The sequence below is a fragment of the Fibrella rubiginis genome (assembly GCF_017353185.1).
In the GTDB taxonomy this organism is placed as follows: Bacteria; Bacteroidota; Bacteroidia; order Cytophagales; family Spirosomataceae; genus Fibrella; species Fibrella rubiginis.
The window spans coordinates 157,518-182,280 of the sequence record NZ_JAFMYV010000013.1; the positions used below are offsets into that span (position 1 = coordinate 157,518).

The 24,763-nt window shown below is 53.5% G+C and carries 21 protein-coding genes; 7 read left to right on the forward strand and 14 right to left on the reverse strand.

Going from position 1 to position 24,763, the window contains the following annotated elements; translation table 11 throughout:
- From J2I47_RS22405 to J2I47_RS22420, 4 genes are read left to right on the forward strand one after another with little or no spacing between them, the layout of a single operon-like run.
- Positions 1-1,461, forward strand: coding sequence for a bifunctional metallophosphatase/5'-nucleotidase (locus J2I47_RS22405; protein ID WP_229374882.1), 1,461 nt, complete (start codon positions 1-3; stop codon positions 1,459-1,461).
- A 19-nt stretch (positions 1,462-1,480) separates the two neighbouring features.
- Positions 1,481-2,890 (forward strand): MBL fold metallo-hydrolase, encoded by a 1,410-nt coding sequence (locus J2I47_RS22410; protein WP_207366847.1) that lies wholly within the window; start codon positions 1,481-1,483, stop codon positions 2,888-2,890.
- Positions 2,891-2,925: 35 nt separating this feature from the next.
- Positions 2,926-3,384: a DsrE family protein gene (locus J2I47_RS22415; protein ID WP_207366848.1), complete on the forward strand. Its 459-nt coding sequence runs from the start codon at positions 2,926-2,928 to the stop codon at positions 3,382-3,384.
- Positions 3,385-3,398: 14 nt separating this feature from the next.
- Entirely contained in the window at positions 3,399-4,322 is a 924-nt protein-coding gene (locus J2I47_RS22420) for a molybdate ABC transporter substrate-binding protein (protein ID WP_207366849.1), read from the forward strand.
- A 93-nt stretch (positions 4,323-4,415) separates the two neighbouring features.
- Here the strand turns inward: J2I47_RS22420 and J2I47_RS22425 are convergent, their stop codons facing one another.
- From J2I47_RS22425 to J2I47_RS22440, 4 genes are read right to left on the reverse strand one after another with little or no spacing between them, the layout of a single operon-like run.
- The gene (locus J2I47_RS22425) at positions 4,416-5,282 is read right to left on the reverse strand and encodes a DUF4238 domain-containing protein (RefSeq protein WP_207366850.1); all 867 of its coding nucleotides are present in this window, start codon (positions 5,280-5,282) and stop codon (positions 4,416-4,418) included.
- Between the two features lie 49 nt (positions 5,283-5,331).
- A complete protein-coding gene (locus tag J2I47_RS22430; RefSeq protein WP_207366851.1) occupies positions 5,332-6,705 on the reverse strand; it encodes a sensor histidine kinase in 1,374 nt (457 codons plus the stop codon).
- Between the two features lies 1 nt (position 6,706).
- Positions 6,707-7,390 (reverse strand): response regulator, encoded by a 684-nt coding sequence (locus J2I47_RS22435; RefSeq protein WP_207366852.1) that lies wholly within the window; start codon positions 7,388-7,390, stop codon positions 6,707-6,709.
- Between the two features lie 59 nt (positions 7,391-7,449).
- Positions 7,450-8,700, reverse strand: a complete 1,251-nt coding sequence (locus tag J2I47_RS22440) for a type II restriction enzyme NmeDI-related protein (RefSeq protein ID WP_207366853.1) — start codon at positions 8,698-8,700, stop codon at positions 7,450-7,452.
- Between the two features lie 160 nt (positions 8,701-8,860).
- Here J2I47_RS22440 and J2I47_RS22445 point away from each other — a divergent pair, with 160 nt between their 5' ends.
- Entirely contained in the window at positions 8,861-9,490 is a 630-nt protein-coding gene (locus J2I47_RS22445; RefSeq protein ID WP_207366854.1) for a DUF305 domain-containing protein, read from the forward strand.
- Positions 9,491-9,558: 68 nt separating this feature from the next.
- A complete protein-coding gene (locus J2I47_RS22450) occupies positions 9,559-10,140 on the forward strand; it encodes a DUF305 domain-containing protein (protein WP_207366855.1) in 582 nt (193 codons plus the stop codon).
- 64 nt (positions 10,141-10,204) lie between these two features.
- Here the strand turns inward: J2I47_RS22450 and J2I47_RS22455 are convergent, their stop codons facing one another.
- The 5 genes from J2I47_RS22455 to J2I47_RS22475 form a co-directional block, all read right to left on the reverse strand.
- Positions 10,205-12,961: a multicopper oxidase domain-containing protein gene (locus J2I47_RS22455; RefSeq protein WP_207366856.1), complete on the reverse strand. Its 2,757-nt coding sequence runs from the start codon at positions 12,959-12,961 to the stop codon at positions 10,205-10,207.
- A gap of 106 nt (positions 12,962-13,067) precedes the next feature.
- Entirely contained in the window at positions 13,068-13,598 is a 531-nt protein-coding gene (locus J2I47_RS22460; RefSeq protein WP_207366857.1) for a DUF305 domain-containing protein, read from the reverse strand.
- Positions 13,599-13,714: 116 nt separating this feature from the next.
- A complete protein-coding gene (locus tag J2I47_RS22465; protein ID WP_207366858.1) occupies positions 13,715-13,936 on the reverse strand; it encodes a heavy-metal-associated domain-containing protein in 222 nt (73 codons plus the stop codon).
- A 44-nt stretch (positions 13,937-13,980) separates the two neighbouring features.
- Complete coding sequence (locus J2I47_RS22470; protein ID WP_207366859.1) at positions 13,981-16,248, reverse strand: heavy metal translocating P-type ATPase; 2,268 nt, start codon at positions 16,246-16,248, stop codon at positions 13,981-13,983.
- 111 nt (positions 16,249-16,359) lie between these two features.
- Positions 16,360-16,968 carry an AraC family transcriptional regulator gene (locus J2I47_RS22475; protein ID WP_207366860.1) on the reverse strand — a complete coding sequence of 203 codons (609 nt, stop codon included), beginning with the start codon at positions 16,966-16,968 and terminating at the stop codon, positions 16,360-16,362.
- Positions 16,969-17,450: 482 nt separating this feature from the next.
- Here J2I47_RS22475 and J2I47_RS22480 point away from each other — a divergent pair, with 482 nt between their 5' ends.
- The gene (locus J2I47_RS22480) at positions 17,451-19,664 is read left to right on the forward strand and encodes a heavy metal translocating P-type ATPase (RefSeq protein ID WP_374759922.1); all 2,214 of its coding nucleotides are present in this window, start codon (positions 17,451-17,453) and stop codon (positions 19,662-19,664) included.
- On the opposite strand, the gene J2I47_RS22485 is transcribed toward J2I47_RS22480, so the two are convergent.
- Genes J2I47_RS22485 through J2I47_RS22505 form a run of 5 tightly spaced genes read right to left on the reverse strand, consistent with a single transcriptional unit; the run spans position 19,661 to position 24,725 of the window.
- Positions 19,661-20,851: a hypothetical protein gene (locus J2I47_RS22485; RefSeq protein WP_207366861.1), complete on the reverse strand. Its 1,191-nt coding sequence runs from the start codon at positions 20,849-20,851 to the stop codon at positions 19,661-19,663. The genes J2I47_RS22480 and J2I47_RS22485 overlap by 4 nt on opposite strands.
- A complete protein-coding gene (locus J2I47_RS22490) occupies positions 20,848-21,546 on the reverse strand; it encodes an ABC transporter ATP-binding protein (protein WP_229374883.1) in 699 nt (232 codons plus the stop codon). Before J2I47_RS22490 ends, J2I47_RS22485 begins: the two co-directional genes overlap by 4 nt.
- Complete coding sequence (locus J2I47_RS22495) at positions 21,543-22,757, reverse strand: ABC transporter permease (RefSeq protein ID WP_207366862.1); 1,215 nt, start codon at positions 22,755-22,757, stop codon at positions 21,543-21,545. The genes J2I47_RS22490 and J2I47_RS22495 overlap by 4 nt, the downstream gene beginning before the upstream one ends.
- Positions 22,754-23,968, reverse strand: coding sequence for an ABC transporter permease (locus J2I47_RS22500; protein WP_207366863.1), 1,215 nt, complete (start codon positions 23,966-23,968; stop codon positions 22,754-22,756). Before J2I47_RS22500 ends, J2I47_RS22495 begins: the two co-directional genes overlap by 4 nt.
- Entirely contained in the window at positions 23,952-24,725 is a 774-nt protein-coding gene (locus tag J2I47_RS22505) for an outer membrane lipoprotein-sorting protein (RefSeq protein ID WP_207366864.1), read from the reverse strand. Before J2I47_RS22505 ends, J2I47_RS22500 begins: the two co-directional genes overlap by 17 nt.
- Positions 24,726-24,763: the final 38 nt, after the last annotated feature.

The window sequence follows — 24,763 nt, forward strand, 5'->3', positions numbered from 1 at the left end:
ATGACCAATTCACCCAAAAAACAAAGCCAACTGCTGCTGATGCAGCTCAACGACGTGCATGGGTACGTGGACCTGCACACCGACTGGTTCTGGGAACAGGGCCGGACGGTCTATCGCCCGGCGGGTGGGTACGCCCGATTGGCGACGTTGATCGAGGCCCGTCGACGGCAGTATCCCGATGCTACAGTGCTGCTCGACGGGGGCGACACGTTCCACGGCACGTACCCGGTTATTCAGACGAAGGGCGAGTTGCTGGTGCCGATCCTGAACCAGTTGGGCTTCGATGCGATGACCGTCCATTGGGATTTTGCCTACGGCCCCAAACGCCTGATCGAGTTAGCCGACGCGCTAACGTACCCCGTGTTAGCCACCAATGTATTCCACAAGGACTCAAACGAGCCGGTTTTCCCAGCCTACCGGGTGCTCGACCGGGGCGGGGTCCGAATTGGCGTGATTGGCATCGCCTGCAACATTGTCGATACGATGATGCCGCCCCATTTCAGCGAGGGCATCCGGTTCACGCTGGGGCGCGACGAACTGGCCCCGGTGATCGAGACGCTCCGCCACGATGAACAGGTCGATCTGGTCGTTCTGCTGTCCCACCTCGGCCTGCCGCAGACCCACAAACTGCTCACGGAAGTACCGGGTGTCGACGTATGTCTGTGCGCCCATACCCACGACCGCATCACCCAGCCCCTGCATCCCAACGGCACGATCCTGATCGAGTCGGGCTGTCACGGCGTGTTCCTGGGGGAACTGCTGCTGACGCTCGAAAACGGGCGCATCGTGGACTACCAACACCAGTTGACCGAGGTGGCAGAGTCGGTAGAACCCAACCCGGCCATGCAGTTGCAGATCGACCGGGCCATGACGCCCTACCGCGACGAACTGGCGCGGGTCGTTGGGGAAACTACCCTGCCGCTCGACCGGAGCACCTGCCTGGAATCGACGATGGACAACCTGCTGCTCGCGTCTATTCAGGAGGCAACCGGGGCGGAGGTGGTCTTTTCCAACGGCTGGCGGTACGGTGCCCCCATCCCCGCCGGGCCAATCACGCTGGGCCACCTCTACAACATCATCCCGATGAACCCGCCCATCTCTACCGTCGATCTGACGGGACGCGAGATCAACGACATGCTGGAGATGAACCTGGAGCGGACGTTTTCGGGCGATGCCTACGAGCAGGCGGGCGGCTACGTGAAGCGCGTGGCTGGGCTAACTGCTTTTGTGAAGATGGAAAACCCGAAAGGGGCGCGCATCCTGGGGCTTTTCGTGGGGGATCAACCCGTTGAACCCGACCGTAGCTACCGAGCGGCTTTCGTGACCGTGCAGGGCGTTCCTCCCAAACTGGGTACGAACCGGCAGGACACCGACACCCACGCTGTGGCTGCGATGGTAGCCTATCTGAAACACCATTCGCCGATCAGCCTGTCTCCGACGGGTACGTTTATTCCTGTTTAACGCATTAACTATCAACGGTATGGCACTCGTATTGGAACAAATCGTCAGCGAAGGGCTGGCGCAACTAAGTTATATGGTCGGCGACGACAAAGCCGGTCTGGTGGCCGTAATCGACCCGCGCCGGGATGTGGAGACGTACCTGACCCGCGCCCGCGAACTGGGGGTACGTATCTCGGCCATCATCGAAACCCACATCCACGCCGATTTCGTGTCGGGGGCGCACGAGCTACAGGCCCGCACCGGGGCCACGATCTACGGGGGCATCAGCGAAGCCTACCAGTTCGAGCTAACCCAGATGCCTGACAGCGAGGCCATTGCGCTGGGTAACGTCACGATCCGCGCGCTGCACACGCCGGGCCACACCCCCGAACACATCTCGCTACTGCTTTTCGACAAAAAGCAGGGCGATGATCCCATTGCCGTTTTTACGGGCGACACGCTCTTCAATCAGGATGCCGGTCGGCCCGATCTGCTGGGCGAGGCCGAAACCCGGCAACTGGCCGACGCGCTCTACCACTCCCTCTACGAAACGCTGTTGCCGCTGGGCGACCACGTCGAGGTGTATCCGGGTCACGGGGCGGGGTCGGCCTGTGGCAAATCCATCGGCGACCGGCGACAAAGTACCATCGGTAACGAGCGGCTCCACAGTCCCGTTTTTCAGCACCCCGACAAAGCCGATTTTGTACGCTGGCTGCTCGACGCGATGCCCGAACCACCCCGGCATTACCCGATTTTGAAGAAACTGAATGCGGTGGGTGCTCCCCTGATCGGTCAGCCGCCCGTTATCCCGCCCCTGCCGCCCAAAGCGTTCAATGAGCAGAGGCAGCAGGTTGACGGCGTGGTGGTGCTGGATGCGCGGTCGATTCTGGCGTTTGGGGGCGGACACATCCCCGGCGCGCTCAACGTCGCCCTGCTGGCCGAATTCCCGACCTGGGTCGGCTGGATGATCGACCGGGAAGCCCCGATGCTGCTCGTGGTGGAAAGCGAACGGGATATTACCCTGGCGAGCGAGCACCTGTTCCGGGTCGGCTGCGACCAAGTGGTGGGTTACCTGCATCAGGGCATGACAAGCTGGCAAAATGCGGCCCTGCCCCTACAGGCAATCGGCGAATGGACGGTGCAAACACTGCACGAACACCTGAACGATTCCGACCTGACGATTCTCGACGTGCGGAGCGACCAAGAACGAAGCGAGGGCTACGTACCCCACTCGCAACACCGGTACGTGGCGCACCTGCGGGAGAACCTGACCGGCCTGGACCCCACCCGGCCCACGGTGGTGTATTGCGGGTCGGGCTACCGGGCTTCCATCGCGGCCAGTATCCTGCAACAGAACGGTTTCACCAGCGTCACCAACGTACCCGGCTCCTGGACGGCTTGGCAGGCAGCCAAACTACCCGTGGAAAAACCAGCCTCATTGAACCAATAAACCAACCAGTTAGTGGCACTAACTAACTCAAATACATGCAAACGAAACACGTTTTAATTGCCCTGTTCCTACTTGGCTCGATGCCAATGGCACAGGCTCAAACCCCAACCAACCCTGCCGATTTTCGCGGGGCCAACACCACCAAGTCGGCGTATCAGGTTGTCTACCAACTGAACAATGATGAGGATGGCAAGATCAAAGCCACACTGAAAAACATCCAGAACGCGCTTGATGATCCCCGCCTGAAGGGCAAGCTCACCGTTGAGCTGGTGGTTCACGGCGCGGGGGTAGCCCTGTTCCAGAAAGACAAACCCTACGAAGAGCTGGTGAAAAACCTGCAAAACCGAGGGGTGATTCTGGCGATGTGCGAAAACACCCTGCGCGAACGAAAAATCAGCAGGGATGCACTCTTTCCGTTCATCAGCTACGTACCCAGCGGCAACGGTGAACTGATTATCCGGCAGCAACAGGGCTGGGCCTATATGCATCCTTAATCACTCGACACCGTATGAAATCGACACTTCTTTTTTTCACCCTGATGAGCCTATCAACCCAACTGACACACGCCCAAGCCACATCCCGCTCGTATCGCTACGACCCACCGTGGAATGCTCCGATCAGCGGGGGCGTGGCTTTCACCGTACCCGGCATCGACAACGTACCTGATCTGTACGGCGACATCAACGACCCCCAATTGATCGTGTTTATGGGCGGTAATCAGTTTATGGTGGTTGATGAATTGCTGGCAGCTTTTCGGAAACAACACCCCCAATACGAACGCATTTTCGTGGAAACGCTGCCCCCCGGCATTCTGGCCGAACAAATTAAAACGGGTTCGGTCGTGATCGGCAACATGCGAATCACACTCCGCCCAGACGTGTATCTGGCAGGGAAAGGCCGAATGGAAGAAAGCAGCGAGTGGTTTACCAAAACGAGTTTATACGCCCGCAACAAGCTGGCAATCATGGTTCAGAAAGGTAACCCCAAAGGCATCAGGTCGCTGGCCGACCTGGGGCGGGCCGACGTGCGGGTGAGTATGCCGGACCCTAAAACGGAAGGCATCGGTCGGCAGATCGAGCAGGCGTATGAACTGGCCGGGGGTAAGGCTCTGCGGGATACAATTATGACCCAAAAGGTGAAAGACGGCAGTACGTTCCTGACTCAGATTCACCACCGGCAAACGCCGTTTCGGGTGCTGTACGACGAATCGGATGCCGGGCCGGTCTGGGTTACCGAGGTGCTCTACCAACAACGCCTGAAACACCCGGTGGACTTGATTGAAATTCCCGAATCCACCAACCGATACGGCGAATATTGGATTGGGCAGATGAAAAACGCCCCCCACCCGAAGGCCGGGGCCGACTTTGCCAATTTTCTGAACAGTGCACCCGCCCAGGCGATTTATAAAAAATATGATTTTTTAGCTCCCTAACTAAGCACGTCAATTAAGAATGAAAAATGTCAATGTTTCATATCGATTTACGATCTGGAGGTGTCTTCTGGCAGTTATTGAGTTATAGTTTCACTACTCAATACGGCACCTAAATTCCCCTGCAATGATTACGCAGTCTGAAGGGTTTTCTAAAATCAACTGTTGCAAAGCAGCGTTTTGGGCATCATCCGCTTCATAAATTTGATTAGTCGCCAGTGCTCGTAGCGGATTAGTCTGATCGTCCGACCCTTTGAAATGCAGATAGGCAAGGTATGTAGGCGAAATCGGGAAATAGAATTCACTTTCCTTGGCAAAGATTTCCATGCCTTCGATTTTGTTGTGAGCAACAACCGGGTTGGTTGATGTCCACCACTCCTTGCCGTCTTGCGAGCGGATAATAACGATCTCGTAATTCCAAAGCCGTAACATCAAATGATCCATGAAGTACAGCATTGCCCGGTTCAGCGCATCGCCTGGGCTGCTTTCATTAAGAACTCTATAAAATGACTGTTGATCAATGGTATTGTACTCGGCTTCATTTTGGCAATGATGCCCGGTAATGAATTGTAAAAAACGAGCCTTACCGGGGCTATTCAATAACGACAAGGTGAGGTCTCGCCAATAATCAGAGCGGGTAATTAGATTAGCAACTAATTGAAGCAGAAACGCATACGACTTGTCTGTCAACTCACCTGTGGTATCCAAGTCGTTGATAATGTCATGATAACCAGTCTCTAAGTCGCAATTCAGTTTTTCAAAAATTCGACGAATTATCGGATCGTAGCTCTCAATATCAAAAACGTTGGTCACGGCCGTAAAACTCTTAATACTTTTCTGGCGAGTGAACGCTTCTCCCCGCCTACTGACGGTAACTTTCCATTGCATATTGGTATCTACATAACCGAATTTCTTCAAATAGACTTGAGGTATTTTATGTTGATCTTGTTTGGGATGATTCATGGTCTATCAAATTTCATAGATTGAAAACCATCCTTACAAAATCAATAGTTCACAGCACCATCGTTTGATGGTTTGGTAGCCAAAACGTAAATGTCGTCCCTTCCCCCAACGCGGATTCAACGCTAACTTTTCCGCCGTGCAGATGAGCTATACGCTGCACCAACGCCAAACCGACTCCGTTACCTTTCTGGGCCTGCCGGGCGTTCTCGGCGCGATAAAGTGGCGCAAATACCTGTGGCAAAGCCTCGGAAGGTATACCGATTCCCTGATCCTGAATCGAATATTCTGCCCCATCGGGCAGGGCGCGCAAAGCGACGCGAACCGGCTGATCGACGTTGGAATATTTGCAGGCATTGTCGAGCAGGTTACTGAGCGCGATAGTCAGCAGATCGGCGTGGCCGCTTGCTTGGCAACAGTCCATGTCGTCGGGCAGATCAATAGCAACAGAATGAAGCGGATGCTTCTTACCAATAGCCTGTACGGCATCCAGCAAGGGTTCGGTCAGCAACACATCCTCGAAGGCCAGTGTCAACGATTGGTTTTCGATCCCTAATTCAGCCAGCAGCAGCAAGCTGTTAGCCAAACTGATGATCGACTGAACTTCCTCGATGGCTGATTGCAAGGTCGCCCGTAGTTTGTCGGGCCGCTGATCGTAGGTTAGCGATACTTGCAACGTACCCAACAGGTTCGCCAGGGGGGTACGTAATTCGTGAGACGCGTTGGTCACGAAGGCTCGGTTCTGTCGAACGGTTTTTTCCAGTCGGCTTAGTAAGTGGTTAAACTGAATGCTCAGTTTAGCCATTTCATCCTGTCCGTTGCCGACCGGCAGTCGTTCGTTTAACCGGTCGGTGGAGAGTTGACCGATGTCGTCGATGAGGTGCTGCGCCGGCTGGAGTGCCCGTCCCGAAAACAGCCACGCCAGCGCGATCACCAACCCAAGCCCAATGATGTTGACTAACAGTAAATTGTTTTTGAGCGTATCTAGCCGCTCTTTGCCGAACGTGTCTTCCGCCGTAACAATAATAATGAATCGGTCAGGCCCCTTCTGAAAGAACATACTGACCCCCTGTTTCTCGCCAAACGCGAATTCTACCTTTTTTTCTAAGCGAATCTGGTTTAAAAAACGAGCAGTAACCGGATAGTACGCGTAACTGCCGCCTGAATAAACCAACAAGTTCGCTTCGTCGTAAATCGCTTCGTGCTGCTTTTCCTGGGTCAACAACAAGATGGCATCGGTTTCTTCCAACTGCCGGTGCTTACGGGCATACACCTCGGCGGTCGCTTCGGCTTTTCGCTGTAGCCGCCGGTAGAACAGATTTCGTTCGCTTTGCAAATCAAACACATACACACCCACCGACACCAACAGCAGCAGGCCCAGCATCAGACCAGCAAAAAATAAAGTCAGGCGAGTACGGATCAGCATGTCAGTTCGTGTCCGGGTCTTTCATAACATAGCCCATACCCACGACAGTATGAATGAGTTTCACGCCAAAGGCTTTATCCACTTTCCGACGTAAGTAATTGATATACACGTCGATGACATTCGTGTTGGTATCAAAATTGAGCTCCCATACTTTCTCGGCAATGTCTACGCGCGAAACAATCCGGCTCTTATTGAGCATGAGGTATTCCAGCAGGGCGTATTCGCGCGCAGTTAGGTCGAGCGTTTTGCCATCCCGTTGTACTTGCTTGGTGCCCACGTTTAGTTCAAGGTCGGCCACACGTAGTATTCGGTTGGTGCCTACTTCCCGGTAGCGTTTGTAAAGAGCCTGCACCCGTAGCAGCAGTTCATCGAATTCAAAGGGCTTCACCAGATAATCGTCGGCTCCCGCTCCAAACCCTTCTTTTTTGTGAGCTATGCCACCCAAAGCCGTAAGCATGATAACCGGTACGTGTGGTTTCTCGGCCCGCAGTCGCTGACAAACGTCAAATCCATTCAATAAGGGCAAGCTCACGTCCAGAATGACGATGTCGTAGTCATCGTTCAGGGCCATCGACAGACCAAGCCGCCCATCAAAAGCGGTGTCGGCGCGGTACCCTTCTTCAGTCAGACCCTTCTGTATGAAGGAACTTAGCTTCGGTTCATCTTCAATTACTAATAATTTCATAACGCATACGTAACACAAGATTATCTAGCCTGTAATTGCTTTGTATAGGCCATTAACAATTAAACCGTCCTGGCGATCTTCTCAAGTACCCTGTGATCGTCGCCGAATCGACATAATGCGTCGCAGTGGGTACGTAGCTCGGACATCAATACATAGCGGATTGGCGTATTGGTTTGCCGGATGGAAGGACGAGTTAATTGCATCTCAACCTCTTTGCGTCGGCTGTCTGGAACGACTAGATAAAGTGTTGTTGCATGGTCTGGCAGCGAGCAGGTTAGATCGGTTAGGCGCAGGATGCCCGAGTAAATTGACGTACTTTTTTCCACTTCAAAAGCGCACACAAGGCGACCAGTGCCCTTCTCCAGCCAAACCACATCAATCAGCGCAATCGTTTGGGCGGTTTCGGGCGCAACGGGTAATGCGGGTAAGCTAGGCAAGCTCACAAACGAAAACGCGTGACCATTGTACTGGCGGGACAGGTCATTTCGCGCTACGGCGACATCATAGCCCAACGCCCGGCCAATCGTCAACAAATGGTGTTGCATCTCCGAATGCGTTTGCTCTTCCTGCTGATCACTGATGACTTCCTTGTGCCGTTTCGATAGTTGCTTTTGTACTTTCTCGCGTTCGCCCTCCGGCTGCTCCCCAATGCCCGGAACCAGTAGATTGCCAGCCCCAATCTCAAACAATAATCCGGCGAATGCACCTAAATCGTTGGATAGCAATTGCCGGTATTCATTGTTGACGGTTATCAGTTTCTCCCGGATTGCCAGATACTCCGACCACGAGCCGAGCTTTCTGCGCTCGTTGAACAATCGATTATACCCGTTTATGATCGCGGTATTGAATGGAGGCATCCAAGTTGGGTGCAAAAAATAGAGAATGCTGGCTACGGCAGGGCCAAGCCCTTTAATTTGATAGCTGTCCAATCGTCTAATCTCGGCTATTACTGTCTCTGGTTTAGTGGCTTTTAGACAGGACTCCAAAAACTGCCCGAAGTATCGCTTGTGGTCCTGATTTTCGTAAATGTCAGGGATGCGCAGCTTGGGTTTCCAATAAAACGGGTGGGATGCCCCCTCGAATACCTGTTTCTGCTCTGTAATGCAGGTGAGCACAAATTCCAGTGAGCTTCCCTTAAAATCATTCGGAAACGATCCGTCTTTGATATCACTAATCACCTGCAACACGCCCCGCCGTATGGAGCGAAACGCCTTCAGCCGATCTTCATTGTGCAAAAACCAGGAGTGATACGTGAGGTCACTACTTTGCTTGTATTCGTTAATCAAATTAGTTAGACTATCAGTAGGCATAGCATATTGGGTAAGCAGTCAATTTAACAACTAAGTTGGCTATCGCAACGGGTAGTGCCAACTGGATGTCTCTAAAATTCTGTAACTCCACCTGTGAATCTTGTAACAACCAGGCTATGCGGTAAGCAGTTGATAACGTGTACAAACAGTTCTCAACAAAATGAAAAACAAACTAGCTGGCCGAATGGCATTAGTCGCTTCACTAGCATGGACCATTACAGCCTGTACTAAAAGCAACGACGGGATCAAACCCCAGGCGCATGATGCGAACGTCTATCAGCAAATCATGCACACGAACATGACCCAGATGAACGCCATGAAAATGACAGGCGACGCGGATCATGATTTTGCGATGATGATGTCGATGCACCACCAGGGGGCTATCGACATGGCGAATCAAGAGCTAAAAAATGGTACCGATCAGACCATTAAGACAATGGCGCAAACCATTGTTACGTCCCAAACGAAGGAAAAAGCACAATTTGCTCAATTCCTAAGCAGTCATCAGGCCGCTGCATCGACTATCGGACAGTCATTTGACATGATAGCGATGCAGGTAATGGACAAAATGATGAAAGCGCAGGATACCCGCTTCCTCACGGGTACGTCCGACGTTGATTTTTCATCCTTGATGATCGACCATCACCAAAGTGCCTTGGAAATGGCTCAGCATGAATTGACATATGGCAAGGTGGATTCGATGCGTCAAATGGCTCAGATGATTATTGATGAGCAAAAGACTGAGATCAGCCAGTTTCAGGATTGGCTGATTAAAAACAAGCCCTACTGATCTAACCCATATGGGTTAGTCAGGCCACACGAATTCATAATCAGACAACCAGTAAACCAGTACAACCAATGAAAACCAGTTTGTTATCAGTAGCCAGCCTAAGTGCAACTCTGCTCCTCTCGCAACCAACAATAGCGCAGCAATCAACCAGCAATGCCATGATGAAGTCCATGCAATCGGGTATGACCCAGATGATGAGCATGAAGTTGACCGGTGACCCCGATCGTGACTTTGCCATGATGCTCAAGATGCATCACCAATCGGCAGTCGAGATGGCCGACATGGAGGTAAAACAAGGCAAAAACGCACAGGTAAAGGCATTGGCCAGTAAGATCAAAGCCAGCAACCAAAAGGAGATACGCGAACTCGACCAGTTTATGAGTAGCCATAAGCCTCAGTCATCCTCGTCCAAATTGGGCCAAAAGGGCATGGAAATTATGCACGGTGGCAACCATTCGATGAACGGCAATGTGGACCACGATTTCGCCAGCATGATGGCCCAGCATCATCAGCAGGGTGTAGAGATGGCCCGTGCGTATCTGAAGGAAGGTAAGATATCAACGATGAAGAAGATGGCTAACAACGTCATTAAGATGCAGACGAAAGAAATGGCCGAACTCAAGAAGCTTGAGAGCAGCCTCAAAAGCTAACCTTTAACTAGTAAAAAGGGCTGCTACGTAGAGTAGCGGCCCTTTTTTTGTGGTCTTACTATAGTCAAAAGTTATACCCCAATCCGCCGGCAACCGTTTTGTATCGGGTGTCATAATCCGTATGAAGAAACAGATTTTTCGTGACGGTATATTGCAGTTCTACATGTGCTCGCACGTAGCCCCCTACCAACCATTGCGTCTGATACTGAAAGTCTAAGCGTGGAAATAGCATTTGTTGGCCACTCAGTTGAAAGCGGACATTACCCCGTGTGTCGAGCTTAACTTCCGATTGAATCAAAAACGGCAACATATACCGAATACCCGCTACTGGCCGGATAATACGCCGACCCCCAACAGGCGTTCCACCGTCTTCGGAACGTACCCGGCGCAGGAACTCTTCGTTTCCTCCATCAATGCCGGCAAACACCCGAAACCAGTCGCCGAGGTAGCGTTCATAATCGAGGTCAAACTCGAAGCGATTCGTGCGCCAGTCGTGGTCTCCACCCGCAACAATGGCGTTTTTGTTGTTGGACACATTTAAGGCGAAGTAATTAAGCGGGTAGCCTGGTTGCAGATACCCCCAGACAAACGGTTGGTTGTCGCGCATGTCGCGCAGGTGCAGCTTCTGAATATTGGCGATGGACGAATCAGGTTTGTCGCCATAACTGACTACGCGCGCCATGCCACTGAGCATATGGTAGAGCAGGTGGCAATGAAAAAACCAGTCCTTGTCATCGTCGGCCATAAACTCAATCGTGACGTTTTCCATCGGCGATACATTCACCGTATGCTTGAGCGGTGAATACTGCCCCTGTCCGTTGAGGACCCGGAAGTAATGACCATGCAGGTGGATGGGGTGCATCATCATGGTGTTGTTCATGAGCCGCATCCGCACGATCTCACCCCGTCGAATCTGAATCATGTCCGCCCGTGACAAAGGCTGCCCGTTGAAACCCCAAATGTAGCGAAACATATTACCCGTCAAGGTCAGCGGTATCTCGCGGATAGGGTGATTGGCCGGAAAAACAATCGGTTCAGGCGATTTAAGAATACTGTAATCGATAGTATTCTGCTCATCCATCATGCTCATGCCTCGGTCCGACATTTCGGCCATCCCTCCACTGTTCATGCCCTTCATTCCAACCATGTCACCCGGCTTGTTGCCCATGTTCATCTGGCCGTGATCCATACCGGCCATGGATGAGTGATCCATTTGCCCGTGGTTCATGCTCGACGTATCCATCTTACCATCTTTGGTCGTGTTCATACCCCCCATGTTCATACCACTATGGTCCATGCCACCCATTGATCCAGCCGGTTTTGTTGGTTTAGCGGCTTTTTTTGCCGGGGCGGGCTTATTTGCCGTCGGCTTTCCGCTCATATCCATCTGGGTATGATCCATTCCGGCCATGTCGTCCTGCTTTTTCGGTTTGGCAGGTGTAGCTTGGGTTGGCTTGGATTGCCCCATCGGCATCTGACTATGGTCCATATTGCCCATAGCCGATTCTTTCGGGCTCGGCTTCGTCGGATTTGTTGGCTTGGGACTAGCATCATGATTCATTCCTGCCATATTGTGCATCATAGGGCCGTTCATATCCATGTTGGCCTGGGCCGTCGTGTCGGTTTTGCCCATGTTCATCGTACCCATGCCCATGCCGCCCATCCGGCTCATGTTAGCGGTAAGCTTGTATAGATCAGGACGGGGAATAGTTGGCGCATAACGGGCCGGACCAGTGCCCAGCAGGGCTGTTGCATAACCCGATCCGTCCTGCGCGGAGGCTCGCACTTCGAAGGCACCCCCTTGAGGTACAGTAATAACAAAGTCGTAGGTCTCGGCAATGGCGATCAACCGCCGGTTAACGTCTACTGGCTGTACATCCAGGCCGTCAGCAGCGATGAGTTTCATGGGACCACCTGCGTAATTAAGGTGAAAATAGGTGGACGCACTGGCATTGATCACGCGCAGCCGAACCGTTTGACCAGCCTTGATGTCCGGGTAGCGTATGGTGTCTTTGCCGTTAATCAGAAACCGATCATAATAGACATCCGAAATATCCATTGGAGCCATCTTCATCATCGACTGCCGCAGGTACGCCCCTACCGCCTTATGTTGAATAATACGATTGAGCGACTGGACATTGCCTTTCTTGATCGAATACCATTCGTTGCGCCGTTTCAGATTTTTAAGGATGTAGGCCGGATTCTCATCTGTCCAGTCGGAGAGCAACAAGACCAAATCATGGTCAACCTTGTACACAGATTTCTGGGGCTGAATAGCGATGGAACCGTACACACCAACCTGCTCCTGATAACGCGTGTGCGAGTGGAACCAGTACGTACCTGACTGTACCAGTGGGTACTCAAATGTGTAGGTGTCGCCCGCATGAATGGGTGGTGTGTTTAGATAAGAAACACCATCTTGTTTGTTGGGTAGCAAAATGCCGTGCCAGTGCAATGAGGTTTCCGTCTTCAACTTATTATGAACCCGTATGACGGCGACATCACCTTCCTTGAACCGCATTGTCGGGCCTGGAATACCCCCGTTAATCGTCATGGCCCGCTTCGGCTTGCCCGTAATTGTGACGGTCTGCTCATCGATAACCAGATCATACGTCACCCGCTTGCCGGTCGGTTTCACCTTCGCCAAAGCCTGTGGGCGCGACACGGGTAGCGAGGTAGGAACCACTGGAAAGTTCGACTTGTCGGGGCTGTAATGCCGAGCATCGGTCTGGTTCGCCATGGGGGATTGGTGGTGCTCATGCTGAGCATACCCGGTGCTCCATAGCAGCAGGCAAACGGCTGTAAAAAACGTGTTTCTCATCGTTGGATAGGATGCATATATCTGGTTAAAACAAAAGCGGTCTTACCAAACGGAAGAACCGCCTACTAGGCTGGTGGGATTGGTTCAGAGCGGCTGGGCGAATCGGCTACTCACTATCTAGCTGGGCCAGTTTCGCTTTCATCTGTGCTATTTCTTTTTCCTGAGCGGTGATGATGTCGTCTTTTAACTTGACCAGTTCAGGGTCATTCAGTTTGGCTTCTTTCGCCATCAAAATGGCCGCAGCGTGGTGAGGAATCATCGACTTGACGAACTGCCGATCCGACACTGCCGTTTGCTGCCGGATGAACCAGAAAAAGCCCACGAGGGCCAACGTACTCACCGCGATGATAAGGCCATTGCGCCGTTTGTCGGGGTACATCGCCGACATCAACAGGACTTCAATAATGAGCATAGGCATGGTCATCAGACCCGCCATATAAAACTGATTGACGTTGGGTACTACGTTGGCGAACCGATCAACCATCGAATACATCAGTACGTACATCGACGCGAATGACAGGATAGCCATTAGGGCCAGTTTGCCGTAGTGCCCTTCGTGCGTAGCTCCCGAATGGGGCATGGTATGGCCCGATTCGTTAAGTCGAGATTTGTCCGTGTGCTGCTTGTGTGTTTCCATAACTTGAGTTGTTGTCTAGTAATCAAACAAATAAGCTGCCTGACCGGGTGGCCAGGCAGCTTACAAGATTCAGGGGATTCCGTTGCAAAACTTTTGGTAACCAGCTCGAACCGCCATTACGGGCGGGGTATTGGTTCGGCTCTATAGCCCGCCTGCTCGACTGCCTTGCGCACGGCCTCGCCGACGCGGTTATCCGTCGTTTGCACGGTCAAAATTTTGTCGGGATTGCCTGTATCGACGTTCCAGCCGTCCACTTGTTCAATGGCGTTGAGAAAGGGCGTTACAGCCGCTACGCAGCCGCCACACTTGATGTTGGTTTTGAAATTCAGCGTTTCCATAGGAGCCTTATTTGATACTCGGTTAAACAATCAGATGGAGCCAACTACAGCTTCGTGCTGCGTAGCCGCAAGCTATTGCTCACAACCGACACGGAACTGAGAGCCATCGCGGCCCCGGCGATCATCGGATTCAGCAGAAATCCGTTGATGGGATACAGTACCCCGGCAGCTATCGGGATACCGATGAGGTTATAAATGAAGGCCCAAAACAGGTTTTGGCGGATCGTTTGCACCGTTCGCCGGGACAGGTAGAGGGCTTTAGGTACGCTATTCAGATCAGACGTGATGAGCGTCATCTTGGCCACGTCCATCGCAATATCGGACCCTCGACCCATCGCGATGCTGACATCCGCCTGCGCCAGGGCCTGCGAGTCGTTGATGCCATCGCCGACCATCGCGACCACCTTTCCTTTTGCCTGTAATTCCTGCACCAAAGCGGCCTTGTCGGCGGGTAATGCCTCCGCCCGAAAATCGCTGATGCCAACGGCTTTCGCCACGGCTTCGGCAGTTTGGCGGTTATCACCCGTCATCATGTACACGGTGATGCCTCTCGTTTTCAAGGTGTGAATGGCCTCCCGCGAGGTTTGTTTGACCGGGTCAGCAATCGCGATGGTCGCCAGAATCTGCTGCTCGTCGGCAAAATACACGACGGTTTTAGCTTCGTCCTGCCAGCGGCTCACCAAACCGTGCAGCTTCGCCTGTTGATTGGCAAGACCCCGTTCGGCCAGCAGTCGGCGGTTGCCGATCAGGTAGGTTTGTCCGTCGTAGCATCCCGTCACCCCCCGGCCCGTCAAACTCTCGAAGCCATCAAGCCGAAGGCCCGAAACACCTTCCGTCCTTAACCGCGCTACCACGGCTTCGGCCAGAGGATGTTCCGACTGGCTTTCGAGCGCGAATAGTACCTGTGGGAGAGTGGATTCGTTGACCGGTTTAGTAACCCAGGTCAAATCCGTCACCGTGGGCTTTCCTTCCGTAATCGTGCCGGTCTTGTCCAGGATGATCGCATTGACCTTGTAGCCTAATTCCAAGCTCTCGGCATCTTTGATGAGGATGTTGTTGTCGGCCCCCTTGCCCACGCCGACCATAATGGCCGTGGGTGTAGCGAGTCCCAGCGCACAGGGGCAGGCAATGACCAACACGGTTACGGAAGTCAGTAGGGCGTGGGTAAAGCCGTTGTCGCCACCTACGAGCATCCAGATCGCAAACGTCAGGATGGCGATGCCAATGACGACGGGTACGAAGATCCCTGCGATCTTGTCGACTAATTTTTGAACGGGTGCTTTACTGCCCTGGGCTTCCTGCACCATCCGAATGATCTGCGCCAGTATGGTGTCACCGCCCACTTTCTGCGCGGTGAAGCGAAACGCCCCTTTCTGGTTGATAGTGCCGGCAAAGACCGACTCCCCAACCCGTTTCTCGACGGGTACCGGCTCCCCCGAAATCATGCTTTCATCGACGAAGGAGGTGCCCGATTCGACTACCCCATCGACGGGAATCTTCTCGCCTGGACGAACCGCGATTACCTGCCCGACCCGTACCTGCGCGATAGGAATGTCCTGCTCCTCGTTACCATTTATGATGCGAACGGTTTTGGGTTGTAGCCCCATCAGCTTCTTGAGAGCCGACGACGTATTCGACTTGGCTTTCTCTTCGAGCAGCTTGCCGAGCGAGATGAAGGCGATCACCACCGCAGCGGCCTCGAAGTAAACGTGTGGGTGCAGCCCCCGGCGATGCCAAAAATCAGGATTCAGGGTGTTAAACGTACTAAATAGAAAGGCAATACCCGTACTGAGGGCCACCAGCGTATCCATGTTGGCCTTGACATGCCGCGCTTGTTTCCAGGCGTTGACGAAGTAGGACCGGCCCAGCCAAAAAACAACCGGAGCCGACAGGGCCATCATGACGTAATTGGCGTAAGGAGCGTCCATGAAAAACATCCCCAATATGACAACGGGTACGGATAAGAGGCCCGCCCAGAGCGTACGCTTTTTGAGTGATGCGTACTGTCGTTGCTGGGCTTCGGCCTGCACCGCCTGGGGGTCTACCGTATCGAGTATAAAATCATAGCCAATCGAGCGGATCGCCTGTTGCAGACCCTGCTGGTCGATGACTTTGGGATCGTATTCGACGGTTGCCGATTGGTTGGCGTAGTTGACGGCTGCGCCAAGCACCCCCGGCGTATTGGTTAGCATGGATTCGACGCTGACGGCACAAGCTGCGCAGGTCATCTCCAATACGGGAAACGTCTGCTTTGTCATCAGCCCATCGTTACCGTTGGTTCGGCGGGCTTGTTGGGTGATTTGCGCTTCCATAAGTGGATAAATAAGTTGATACCACAAAGGTCGGCAGGCGGGTCTGGGGGTACGTTACACAATTCTCTTCCGTCGTTTGTAAGATTCAAGCGGCTAATGAATCCCCTTCAATCAATGGGCAGGTTCCACTATGCTGCGTTGCAATTGCTGCTTGTCGCGCCTGATGTCACGGAAGTGACTGGGCGAAAAACCAGTCAGCTTTTTGAATTGATTGGACAAGTGCGGCACACTGCTAAAACCCGTGCAATAGGCAATGTCAGCCAACGTAAGATCGGTATAGACGAGGAGTTCTTTGATCTTATCCAACCGCCGACTGATTACGTATTTTTCAAGGGTAATGCCTTCCTGAGCAGAAAATAGCGCACTCAGCGTGTCATAACTCATACCAAGCCTCTTAGAAATCTGTTCAGAATACCGAGTCGTTTGTTCACCAAGGTCATCACGACTTAGTACATCCTCTACGGCCTCTTTAATACGTTGCACTAACGCTGTTTTCGGGTCGGTCAACACAGTAAAGCCCTGTACTTCTAATGCCGAGCGCAGTAACGTTTCCTGTTCGGGCGAGACAATTCCTTGTACCACGACATGCCCCAACGAAACCGACAAAACGGGTAATTTAAATTGCTCAAATACAGTCTGCACGGCCTCTACGCAACGGGCACAGACCATCCCCCGGATGCGAAAGGTGGTGGTTTGATCGGTTAGAACGTCGGGATTCATTGAAGCAGTGTACACAGGGAAAGCCGGTTACGATAGCCCACTACCTGATGATAACAAAAGGCATAGACAAAGCTATCCCTCGGAACAGCGTCAACGCTTGCAAAATTTCCCCACGAGTCTTACAGAATTTCTAAAACGTATCCTTTTTCAACGCGCTACGTGTTACTACTAAACGAACCTTTACCCCCAGTGAAAAGGATCGCCAACTCAACCGATAGTTCCCGTGCGTTATGAAGAAGCATCAACATCAATACATTCTCCACGGCCTTCAAACTCAAGAACAGGCGCAGGCGGTGCAGCAGGCTTTACTTCTGCAACCGGGTGTTCAGGATGCCCACGTGTCGGTGCAGCCGCCCGAAGTGCATCTGACCGTCGATTCGCATCCGTCGATGGACACCTTGCAACAGGCGGTAGCCCAAGTCGGTGCGTTTCACCTGATGGAGAAACAAGTTAACGTGAACCACCATCACGGCTATCACTCGATGCCTGCTGAACAAAACGTACCCGTGGCTCACACGCATCATCAATCTGATGCAGCGTTACCAGCCGAACAACAGCGAAGCGTCGACTGGGCACAACATATCGGTCATGACAAGCATAGCGGTCCTGATCGTGGACATCATCGCCATGCCGAGATGGACCATGCGGGGATGGATCACGGGGCGATGGGTCATTCCAATCACGGGACAGGACACGACCACGGGGCAATGATTGCCGATTTCCTGCGCCGGTTCTGGGTGTGCCTGGTGCTATCGGTACCGGTGGTAGCCCTGTCGATGATGTTTCAGGAGTTGGCTGGCTACACCCTTGACTTTCCCTTCCGGGAACCCCTCGTCATTGCCCTGGCTACGCTGATCTATTTCTACGGGGGATGGCCCTTTTTGTCAGGCATGATCGGCGAGTTACGTACCCGAAAGCCTGGTATGATGACGCTTGTCGCCGTAGCGATCACGGCAGCCTACGTATACAGTGTAGCCGTTTCGGTAGGCTGGCTTAGGGGTACCGAACGCGGCCCGATGGATTTCTTCTGGGAACTGGCTACCCTGATCGACATCATGCTGTTGGGGCACTACCTCGAAATGAAGTCAGTGGCCGGTGCGTCGCGTTCCCTGGAGCTAATCGTACAAATGCTGCCCGACGAAGCCCACAAAGTGGAAGCTCATAGCGGGGGTGGTATCACGCTTTCCGATGTCAAGGTGAACACGTTGGCAACAGGTGATCTGGTTCAGGTACGTCCCGGCGAACGGATACCTACTGACGGGGAAGTTGTCGAAGGCAAGAGCAGCGTGAACGAAAGCATGCTAACCGGCGAGAGTGTACCCGCACAGAAAGCGAAAGGGGATACCGTTATAGCCGGTGCGGTAAATGGAGAAGGCGCGTTGCAGGTCCGGGTCACGCACCGGGGCGAAGACAGCTACCTCAACAAAGTGGTTAAGATGGTCCAGGAAGCCCAAAACGCCAAGTCGCAGACGCAGACCCTGGCCGACCGGGCAGCTGGTTGGCTGACCCTCATCTCCTTATCTGTAGGGTTGCTCACGCTTGTTGCCTGGTTGTGGGCGGGTAAGGATGTGGCTTTTGCCGTCGAGCGGATGGTGACAGTCATGGTGACGGCCTGCCCGCACGCGCTGGGTGTCGCCATTCCGCTGGTCGTCGCCATCTCGACCGCGATTTCGGCGCAGCGAGGGTTGTTGATCCGCAACCGCACGGCGTTCGAGGAAGCGCGAAAAATTACAGCGATGGTCTTCGACAAGACGGGTACGTTGACGGAGGGTGAATTTGGCGTTACCCGTGTGCAAATCGTATCTCCCACGCTCGATGAAACGGGTCTGCTACGCATCGTAGCGGCTCTTGAGCAACAATCGCAACACCCTATCGCGCAGGGAATCGTTCGGGAAGCCAAGAACCGACAACTTGATTTACCCGGCATCACCAATTTTCAGTCCATCACCGGCAAAGGCATATCCGCGACTGTTGACGGACAAAACGTGCTGGTCGTCAGTCCCGGTTATCTGAAGGAGAAAGGCATCCCGCAACCCGCAGATGACAAAAGTAACGGAGCCGAAACCGTCGTTTTCGTCCTGATCGACGACGCGCTGGCCGGGTACGTTGCGTTGGCCGATAAGATACGCGCTGACTCGAAAGAAGCGGTCCAACGATTGCAGCAGGCGGGCATCGACGTGTACATGGCGACCGGGGATAACCAACAAGTGGCTGATGCGGTCGCCAAAGAGTTAGGCTTGAATGGCGTGTATGCCGAAGTGCTACCTGATCAGAAGGTATCTATCGTGAAAGACTTGCAGCAACAGGGTAAGTTTGTGGCCATGACCGGCGACGGAGTCAATGATGCCCCGGCTCTGGCGCAGGCGAACGTCGGTATCGCCGTGGGGTCTGGCACCGACGTAGCTGCTGAGACCGCCGACATCATCTTGGTCAATAGTAAGCCCACCGACATCACGAATCTGGTAGAGTTTGGACGAGCAACGTACCGGAAAATGATTCAGAATCTGTTTTGGGCCACGGGCTATAACGTCATCGCCATTCCCTTAGCCGCCGGGGTTCTCTATCCCAATTTCGTACTCAGCCCGGCTATCGGTGCCGTACTCATGAGCGCAAGTACGGTAATCGTAGCCCTTAACGCGCAACTGCTGAAACGAAGTTTAGGTCCTGGTATCTTGACAGACGAGACAGGTGCCTAAAAACTCCATTTCAACCGCGTGAAGACAAAACTCCCAATACCAGAAAATAAACTCCCCGTCCGGCCCGACAGAACCTGCGCTGTGACAAGCAGTTCGGTGTTGTCTTTCAGGTTGATAGTAACTGAAGGATTCAGATAGTAAGACCTATCGTCAATATTCCAGATGCTGTTGAGGTTAGCGACGACCAAGGGGGTAATCTCATAGCCGACCGCGCCAAATACTGAAACTGAGTTATTAATCAGGGTTCGGGCCGTAACGGGCTGGGTTAGAAACGCCAGCGCATCAGCGCGGAGCGGATGGCTGTTGACTAATCCTTCGAGCCGAAACGTCAGCGTGTTGGGCATCGTGTAATCTACTGAGACATCGCCCACAAACGTTCCGGGACTATTGCCAGACGGACCGAAGTAGCTTACCTCCCCCTTGAGACCGGCATCCCGAAGTTGCCCGGCCCACCCCGCGCCCACCACCCAGCTACTGTCCATTTTTCCGATCAACACTTGCCCGTCAGTCCCCTGCCGGTTGAACTTATACAATGCAGCCACCGTACCGCGCCCGCCCCGCTTGCCCAAACTGCCCACCACTTCAATAGACGATTGCGTACCGAGGTAGCGACGGATTAGCCCGGCATCAGTGCCGGGGCGTTCTTCGTAGTCGAAGTCAAAGAACGAGTAGGCGTTGAAAATGTCGTTTGGGTTCCAGACGTAGCTTTTGCCCCAGTTGACTCGCTGTTTTCCCACCGTGACTTGCCAGTGGCCGTGCTGAAAATCTACATTGGCCCGGTCGAAAACGCTGTGTAACAGCACCGATTGTTCACGAAAGAGTACCCCACCGAGGTTGACATAATCCAGCGTTCGAGTCGTCTGAGCCACGAACAGGGGGTTCCGGCTAACGCTCTGGCCAAAAAATAGCCGGTTCCGCATCGCTATCGAGACTGTAAGTCCGGCGATCGGCTGATAGCGTAGCTTGAGTCGGTTATGCACCTGATTGTCAAACGTCCACTCGTCTGATAAGCCCGGTATCGAAATAGTGTTCAGGTACTTGACGTAGCCTGATACGGCGAACACCGGAGTTTTGGCTTTGGGCGGTGTCCGGGCCGTTGTATCCATTGCCAGGCTATCGGTTTGTGCCTGAACCGTGAGGCTTATCAGGCTTGCCATTACCCATACTGACCACAGAACCCGGTTCATTGATCAGTATCGGATTGGATCATACCGTCGTTGAAGACGATTACCCGCCGGGCCTTTTCCATCACCCGGCTATCGTGGGTCGAAAACAGAAAGGTAATGCCTTCCTGCCGGTTCAACTGCTCCATTAATGTCAGGAGGTCGGCGGTAGATTTGGAGTCTAAGTTGGCAGTAGGTTCGTCGGCGATGACGAACTGAGGGCGGTGCGCCAACGCCCGTGCCACGGCTACCCGCTGTTGCTGCCCGCCCGACAGTTTGCCGGGTCGCACGTTTAGTTTATCACCCAAACCGATCTGCCGCAGTAATGTCTCGGCTCGGTTTCTCCGGTCGGTAACCGGCTGGCCCTGTAGTTCCATCACGAACTCGACGTTCTCTAAGGCCGTCAGCACCGGCAGCAGGTTATAATTCTGGAACACGAAGCCGATGTGGTCGCGCCGGAAGGCGGTGCGTTCGGTTTCGCTCATCCGGCCAATCGAGCGGCCCCCGATCAACACCTCGCCCCCGGAAGGCGTGTCGATCCCCCCAATTAGGTTGAGTAAGGTCGTTTTACCTGATCCCGACGCACCCACAATGGCCGTGAACTCGCCCGCTCCGATTTGTAGATTCACCCCGTTGACGGCGTTGACCGACAGACCATCGGCGGCATGTACTTTGGATAGGTTTTGAATATCAATAACAGGCATTGTCGTAACGATCATTGTTTGAGGGCTTGCGCCAGATTTAAGCGGAGGATACGGGACGCGGGAACCAGGGAAATTAGTAGGGTCAGCAGGGTAGCCAACCCCAGAATGACAAACAGTAAGGCTGGGTCGAGCGTGGGATACATGACGGGCCGGATGCCCAGCATTCCCAGCCCTTCGCTGATGCGAATGCCATACCGGGCAGCCAGCCCAATAAAAACCGTACCCAGTAACACCCCACCGATGGCCCCGATCAACATCATCAGCACGCATTCGGCAATCAGCATCCGAAACACACTCCAGCGGCTTTGGCCGATGGCCCGCAACATCCCCAGTTCGCGGGTACGTTCGGCCACGATCATATTCATGGTATTCATCAAGCTGAATCCCAGCCCTAAGCTGATAATGAGGGTGAAAAGAATTCCTACCATGTTGATAAATCCGTCAAAGGCAAAGAGTTCGGGCAGCAGGACTTTCCAGTCATCGAGCTGTGTGCCTGCGGGCATACCCGCGTTGATGGCGGCTTTTACCTCGGCAAGCTGACTTGGGTTGGTTAGCTTAACCGCCAATTCGTGGGGAGCCGTTACGCCGGTCAACGCAGCCAAATCGTTATAGCGTACCAGCACCGTGTTCTCATCGAAGGGCGTAGAGGGCGTGGCAAAAATGCCAACAACCCGAAACACTCCACCAGCCAGATCGCCGTTGGCCGCTTTGACCGTGATAACCAGTTTCGATTTAAGCCGAACATGGAGTTTGTCCGCCGTTCGGCGGCTGATTAGTATTGGGCTTCGCCCGTCGTCGGTGAGCGGCCCGCCTTCTACCAGAAAATCACCCAGCACGCTAAGCCGGTTTTCATCGCGGGGAACCACACCTTTTATCTCACCAACCAAGTTATTATCGGGGGCGGTGACAACTCCGTTTACGACTAACCGTTTAGCAACGACTGCTACCCCCGATGTTTGGCGTAGCCGGGTAATCAGCGCGTCGGCCTGGGGCAGGGTGTAGGTCAGTTCGTGGTCATCGACGAACCCTTTCCGATGCACCTGCACGTCGCTTGTCTGCACGTTGATGGCATCGCGCAGTCGCTGGGCGGCAATGGCCTTCATGGTGTTGAGCGTGAAGAGGGCCACCGCAAATCCCAGCAGGGCCGCCCCCATGAACACAAGGCTCCGGGTTTTGTTGCGCCAGATATTGCGCCAGGCCATTTGGTTGAGTGTCCGGTTCATCATTTAATCGCTTCGCTAGTTTTTAATCGGCTGACAATCCCCATCGGCACCAGGGTAGCCAGTCCCATAATGGCCAGTACGATGCTTCCCATCAGGGCAAAGAGGTGGGGTTTCAGGCCGAGTTGCAGCACGGGTTCTACTCCCATCGCTTCAAAGGATTTGCCGCTTTCGCCAGTCAGCGGAATTGGGTGAGCGTTCATGTACAAGACGAACGGCAGTGCAAGGGCCAGGCCCACAACTACCCCAACGAAGCCCAGTAGCAGGCTTTCCAGTATGATTAACAACCGAATCTGGCTTTTTTGAAGTCCGATGGCTTGTAGGATGCCAAACTCCCGTCGTCGTTCGAGCGTCATCATCAGTACGGTACCGATGAGACCCATGCCGATAATCAGATATAGACACGACGAAAGCAGGGTAAAGATCGTCGTGTCGATGCGCTGGGAGTTTTTGATTTCGGGCAGCAGTTCGTTCCAGGTCATCACCTCAAACCCATTGCCCAACGTAGCCTGTATTCGATTTTTGACCGGGTCTGTTTGATTTGCATCGACCAGTGTCAGCAGATAAGCTGAAGCTAGTCCATCGGCGGAAAAGAACGCTTGTGCCAACGGCAGGGGCATATACACCTGGCTAAGATTCAATTGCGGATTCCCCAACCGAACCATCCCCTGAATTGGATATTTTCCAGCAGCGATGTTGGCCTGATAACCCTGCCCGATTAGCACCACCGTATCGCCCACGCCCAGTTTAAGGTAGCGAGCCAGTCCTTCGGCCATTACCACCCCGGTTGACTGATTTTTAATGAAGCTACCCTTGCTGAGTCGCCCGCTCAGGTTGGTGAATCCGTCTTCTATATCAGGGTCAATGCCATTCACCTGTACGGCTTTCGTCGTCTTCTCGCCTGAAGCTAATGCGCCGTTTTGCAACCGGGCTAGGACGTGCGTTATTCCTACGGCCTGTGCCAGTTGTTGCCGTCGGGCTGGGCTATCGGTCATCAACTCGTTGATGGATTTACCAGTCCAGTAACCCGCTGAATGGATTTGCAGATGGCCTACGTTTTTGGTACCCGCTTCGATCATTTTGTCGTAGTTGCCCAGCATTAGCGACCGCAGGCTGATAGACACCAGTAGGGCAAAGGCCACGCTGGAGATGGCGATGAGCGACCGGCGACGCTTTCGCCCGATGTTGCGCCAGGCTAACCTAAGAAGTTGGTTCATGTTTTTGACTGACGCGCAGGGTTTGCTGGGAGAAAAAGCTATCCGGTTGCCGCGCCGAAAAATCGGCTGAGTGGATAGTCACCACTGATTTTTGCCCAGTTTTCCGGGCCGGGACCATCTCCCAGGTCGTCGGGATGGTGCGTCCGCCCAGGGGCCGGACGTTGCGGTAAAACAGCGTATTGACCAGTGCTCCGTCTTCGTCGCGGTACTCGGCTTTGCGCTGAATGATGTCGGCCTTTCCGATCCAGAGCAGCACCTTTCCCCAAACCACTGGGGCGTTGGGTTTAGGAATGGCTTCAATCCTGTAGCAGACGACTCCATCAACGGGTTCTTCGCCCAGCAAGGTGTGGGTGTAGTCATTGATAATTGACGCTTCCTTGAGTACGTCTTCATTGGTAAAGTCAGACCCCATCCACGACTGAGCCATTTGAGCGGGCGAAATCTTCACGACCCGTTCGATGGTTGGTAGCCAGTTCCAGCCTTCGGATTTGATTTTGAGAAAGGCCACGCCTTTGTCTTTGGCCGGTGCCGTAATTCGCATCAGGCCTAGATCCCGGTTTTTGCTCCAAGACGTAAAGCTCATGGCTCGCGTCCAGGTTGGACGAATCACCTGCATCGACACGGTGGTCATGGATGCGGCTCCGTTTTGGTTGTCATAGGCTCTGGCGACGAGTTGAGACGGGGAAAGGGATTGGGCAGGAAGGGTCACGGGGAACAGGCTTCCGACCAGCCAGACGGTCAGCAATGTATAGCGCATAAGCGGGCGGTTTTTATTGAACACATTGTCTGTTATTG

What these genes read in the sequence shown, in the direction of transcription:
- J2I47_RS22500 (WP_207366863.1), bottom strand. Translation starts at nt 23,968, where the DNA reads ATGAACCAACTTCTTAGGTTAGCCTGGCGCAACATCGGGCGAAAGCGT.
- J2I47_RS22455 (WP_207366856.1), bottom strand. Translation starts at nt 12,961, where the DNA reads ATGAGAAACACGTTTTTTACAGCCGTTTGCCTGCTGCTATGGAGCACC.
- J2I47_RS22470 (WP_207366859.1), bottom strand. Translation starts at nt 16,248, where the DNA reads ATGGAAGCGCAAATCACCCAACAAGCCCGCCGAACCAACGGTAACGAT.
- J2I47_RS22405 (WP_229374882.1), top strand. Translation starts at nt 1, where the DNA reads ATGACCAATTCACCCAAAAAACAAAGCCAACTGCTGCTGATGCAGCTC.
- J2I47_RS22465 (WP_207366858.1), bottom strand. Translation starts at nt 13,936, where the DNA reads ATGGAAACGCTGAATTTCAAAACCAACATCAAGTGTGGCGGCTGCGTA.
- J2I47_RS22480 (WP_374759922.1), top strand. Translation starts at nt 17,451, where the DNA reads ATGCCTGCTGAACAAAACGTACCCGTGGCTCACACGCATCATCAATCT.
- J2I47_RS22445 (WP_207366854.1), top strand. Translation starts at nt 8,861, where the DNA reads ATGAAAAACAAACTAGCTGGCCGAATGGCATTAGTCGCTTCACTAGCA.
- J2I47_RS22460 (WP_207366857.1), bottom strand. Translation starts at nt 13,598, where the DNA reads ATGGAAACACACAAGCAGCACACGGACAAATCTCGACTTAACGAATCG.
- J2I47_RS22420 (WP_207366849.1), top strand. Translation starts at nt 3,399, where the DNA reads ATGAAATCGACACTTCTTTTTTTCACCCTGATGAGCCTATCAACCCAA.
- J2I47_RS22495 (WP_207366862.1), bottom strand. Translation starts at nt 22,757, where the DNA reads ATGATGAACCGGACACTCAACCAAATGGCCTGGCGCAATATCTGGCGC.
- J2I47_RS22450 (WP_207366855.1), top strand. Translation starts at nt 9,559, where the DNA reads ATGAAAACCAGTTTGTTATCAGTAGCCAGCCTAAGTGCAACTCTGCTC.
- J2I47_RS22415 (WP_207366848.1), top strand. Translation starts at nt 2,926, where the DNA reads ATGCAAACGAAACACGTTTTAATTGCCCTGTTCCTACTTGGCTCGATG.
- J2I47_RS22435 (WP_207366852.1), bottom strand. Translation starts at nt 7,390, where the DNA reads ATGAAATTATTAGTAATTGAAGATGAACCGAAGCTAAGTTCCTTCATA.
- J2I47_RS22505 (WP_207366864.1), bottom strand. Translation starts at nt 24,725, where the DNA reads ATGCGCTATACATTGCTGACCGTCTGGCTGGTCGGAAGCCTGTTCCCC.
- J2I47_RS22425 (WP_207366850.1), bottom strand. Translation starts at nt 5,282, where the DNA reads ATGAATCATCCCAAACAAGATCAACATAAAATACCTCAAGTCTATTTG.
- J2I47_RS22490 (WP_229374883.1), bottom strand. Translation starts at nt 21,546, where the DNA reads ATGATCGTTACGACAATGCCTGTTATTGATATTCAAAACCTATCCAAA.
- J2I47_RS22410 (WP_207366847.1), top strand. Translation starts at nt 1,481, where the DNA reads ATGGCACTCGTATTGGAACAAATCGTCAGCGAAGGGCTGGCGCAACTA.
- J2I47_RS22440 (WP_207366853.1), bottom strand. Translation starts at nt 8,700, where the DNA reads ATGCCTACTGATAGTCTAACTAATTTGATTAACGAATACAAGCAAAGT.
- J2I47_RS22475 (WP_207366860.1), bottom strand. Translation starts at nt 16,968, where the DNA reads ATGAATCCCGACGTTCTAACCGATCAAACCACCACCTTTCGCATCCGG.
- J2I47_RS22485 (WP_207366861.1), bottom strand. Translation starts at nt 20,851, where the DNA reads ATGAACCGGGTTCTGTGGTCAGTATGGGTAATGGCAAGCCTGATAAGC.
- J2I47_RS22430 (WP_207366851.1), bottom strand. Translation starts at nt 6,705, where the DNA reads ATGCTGATCCGTACTCGCCTGACTTTATTTTTTGCTGGTCTGATGCTG.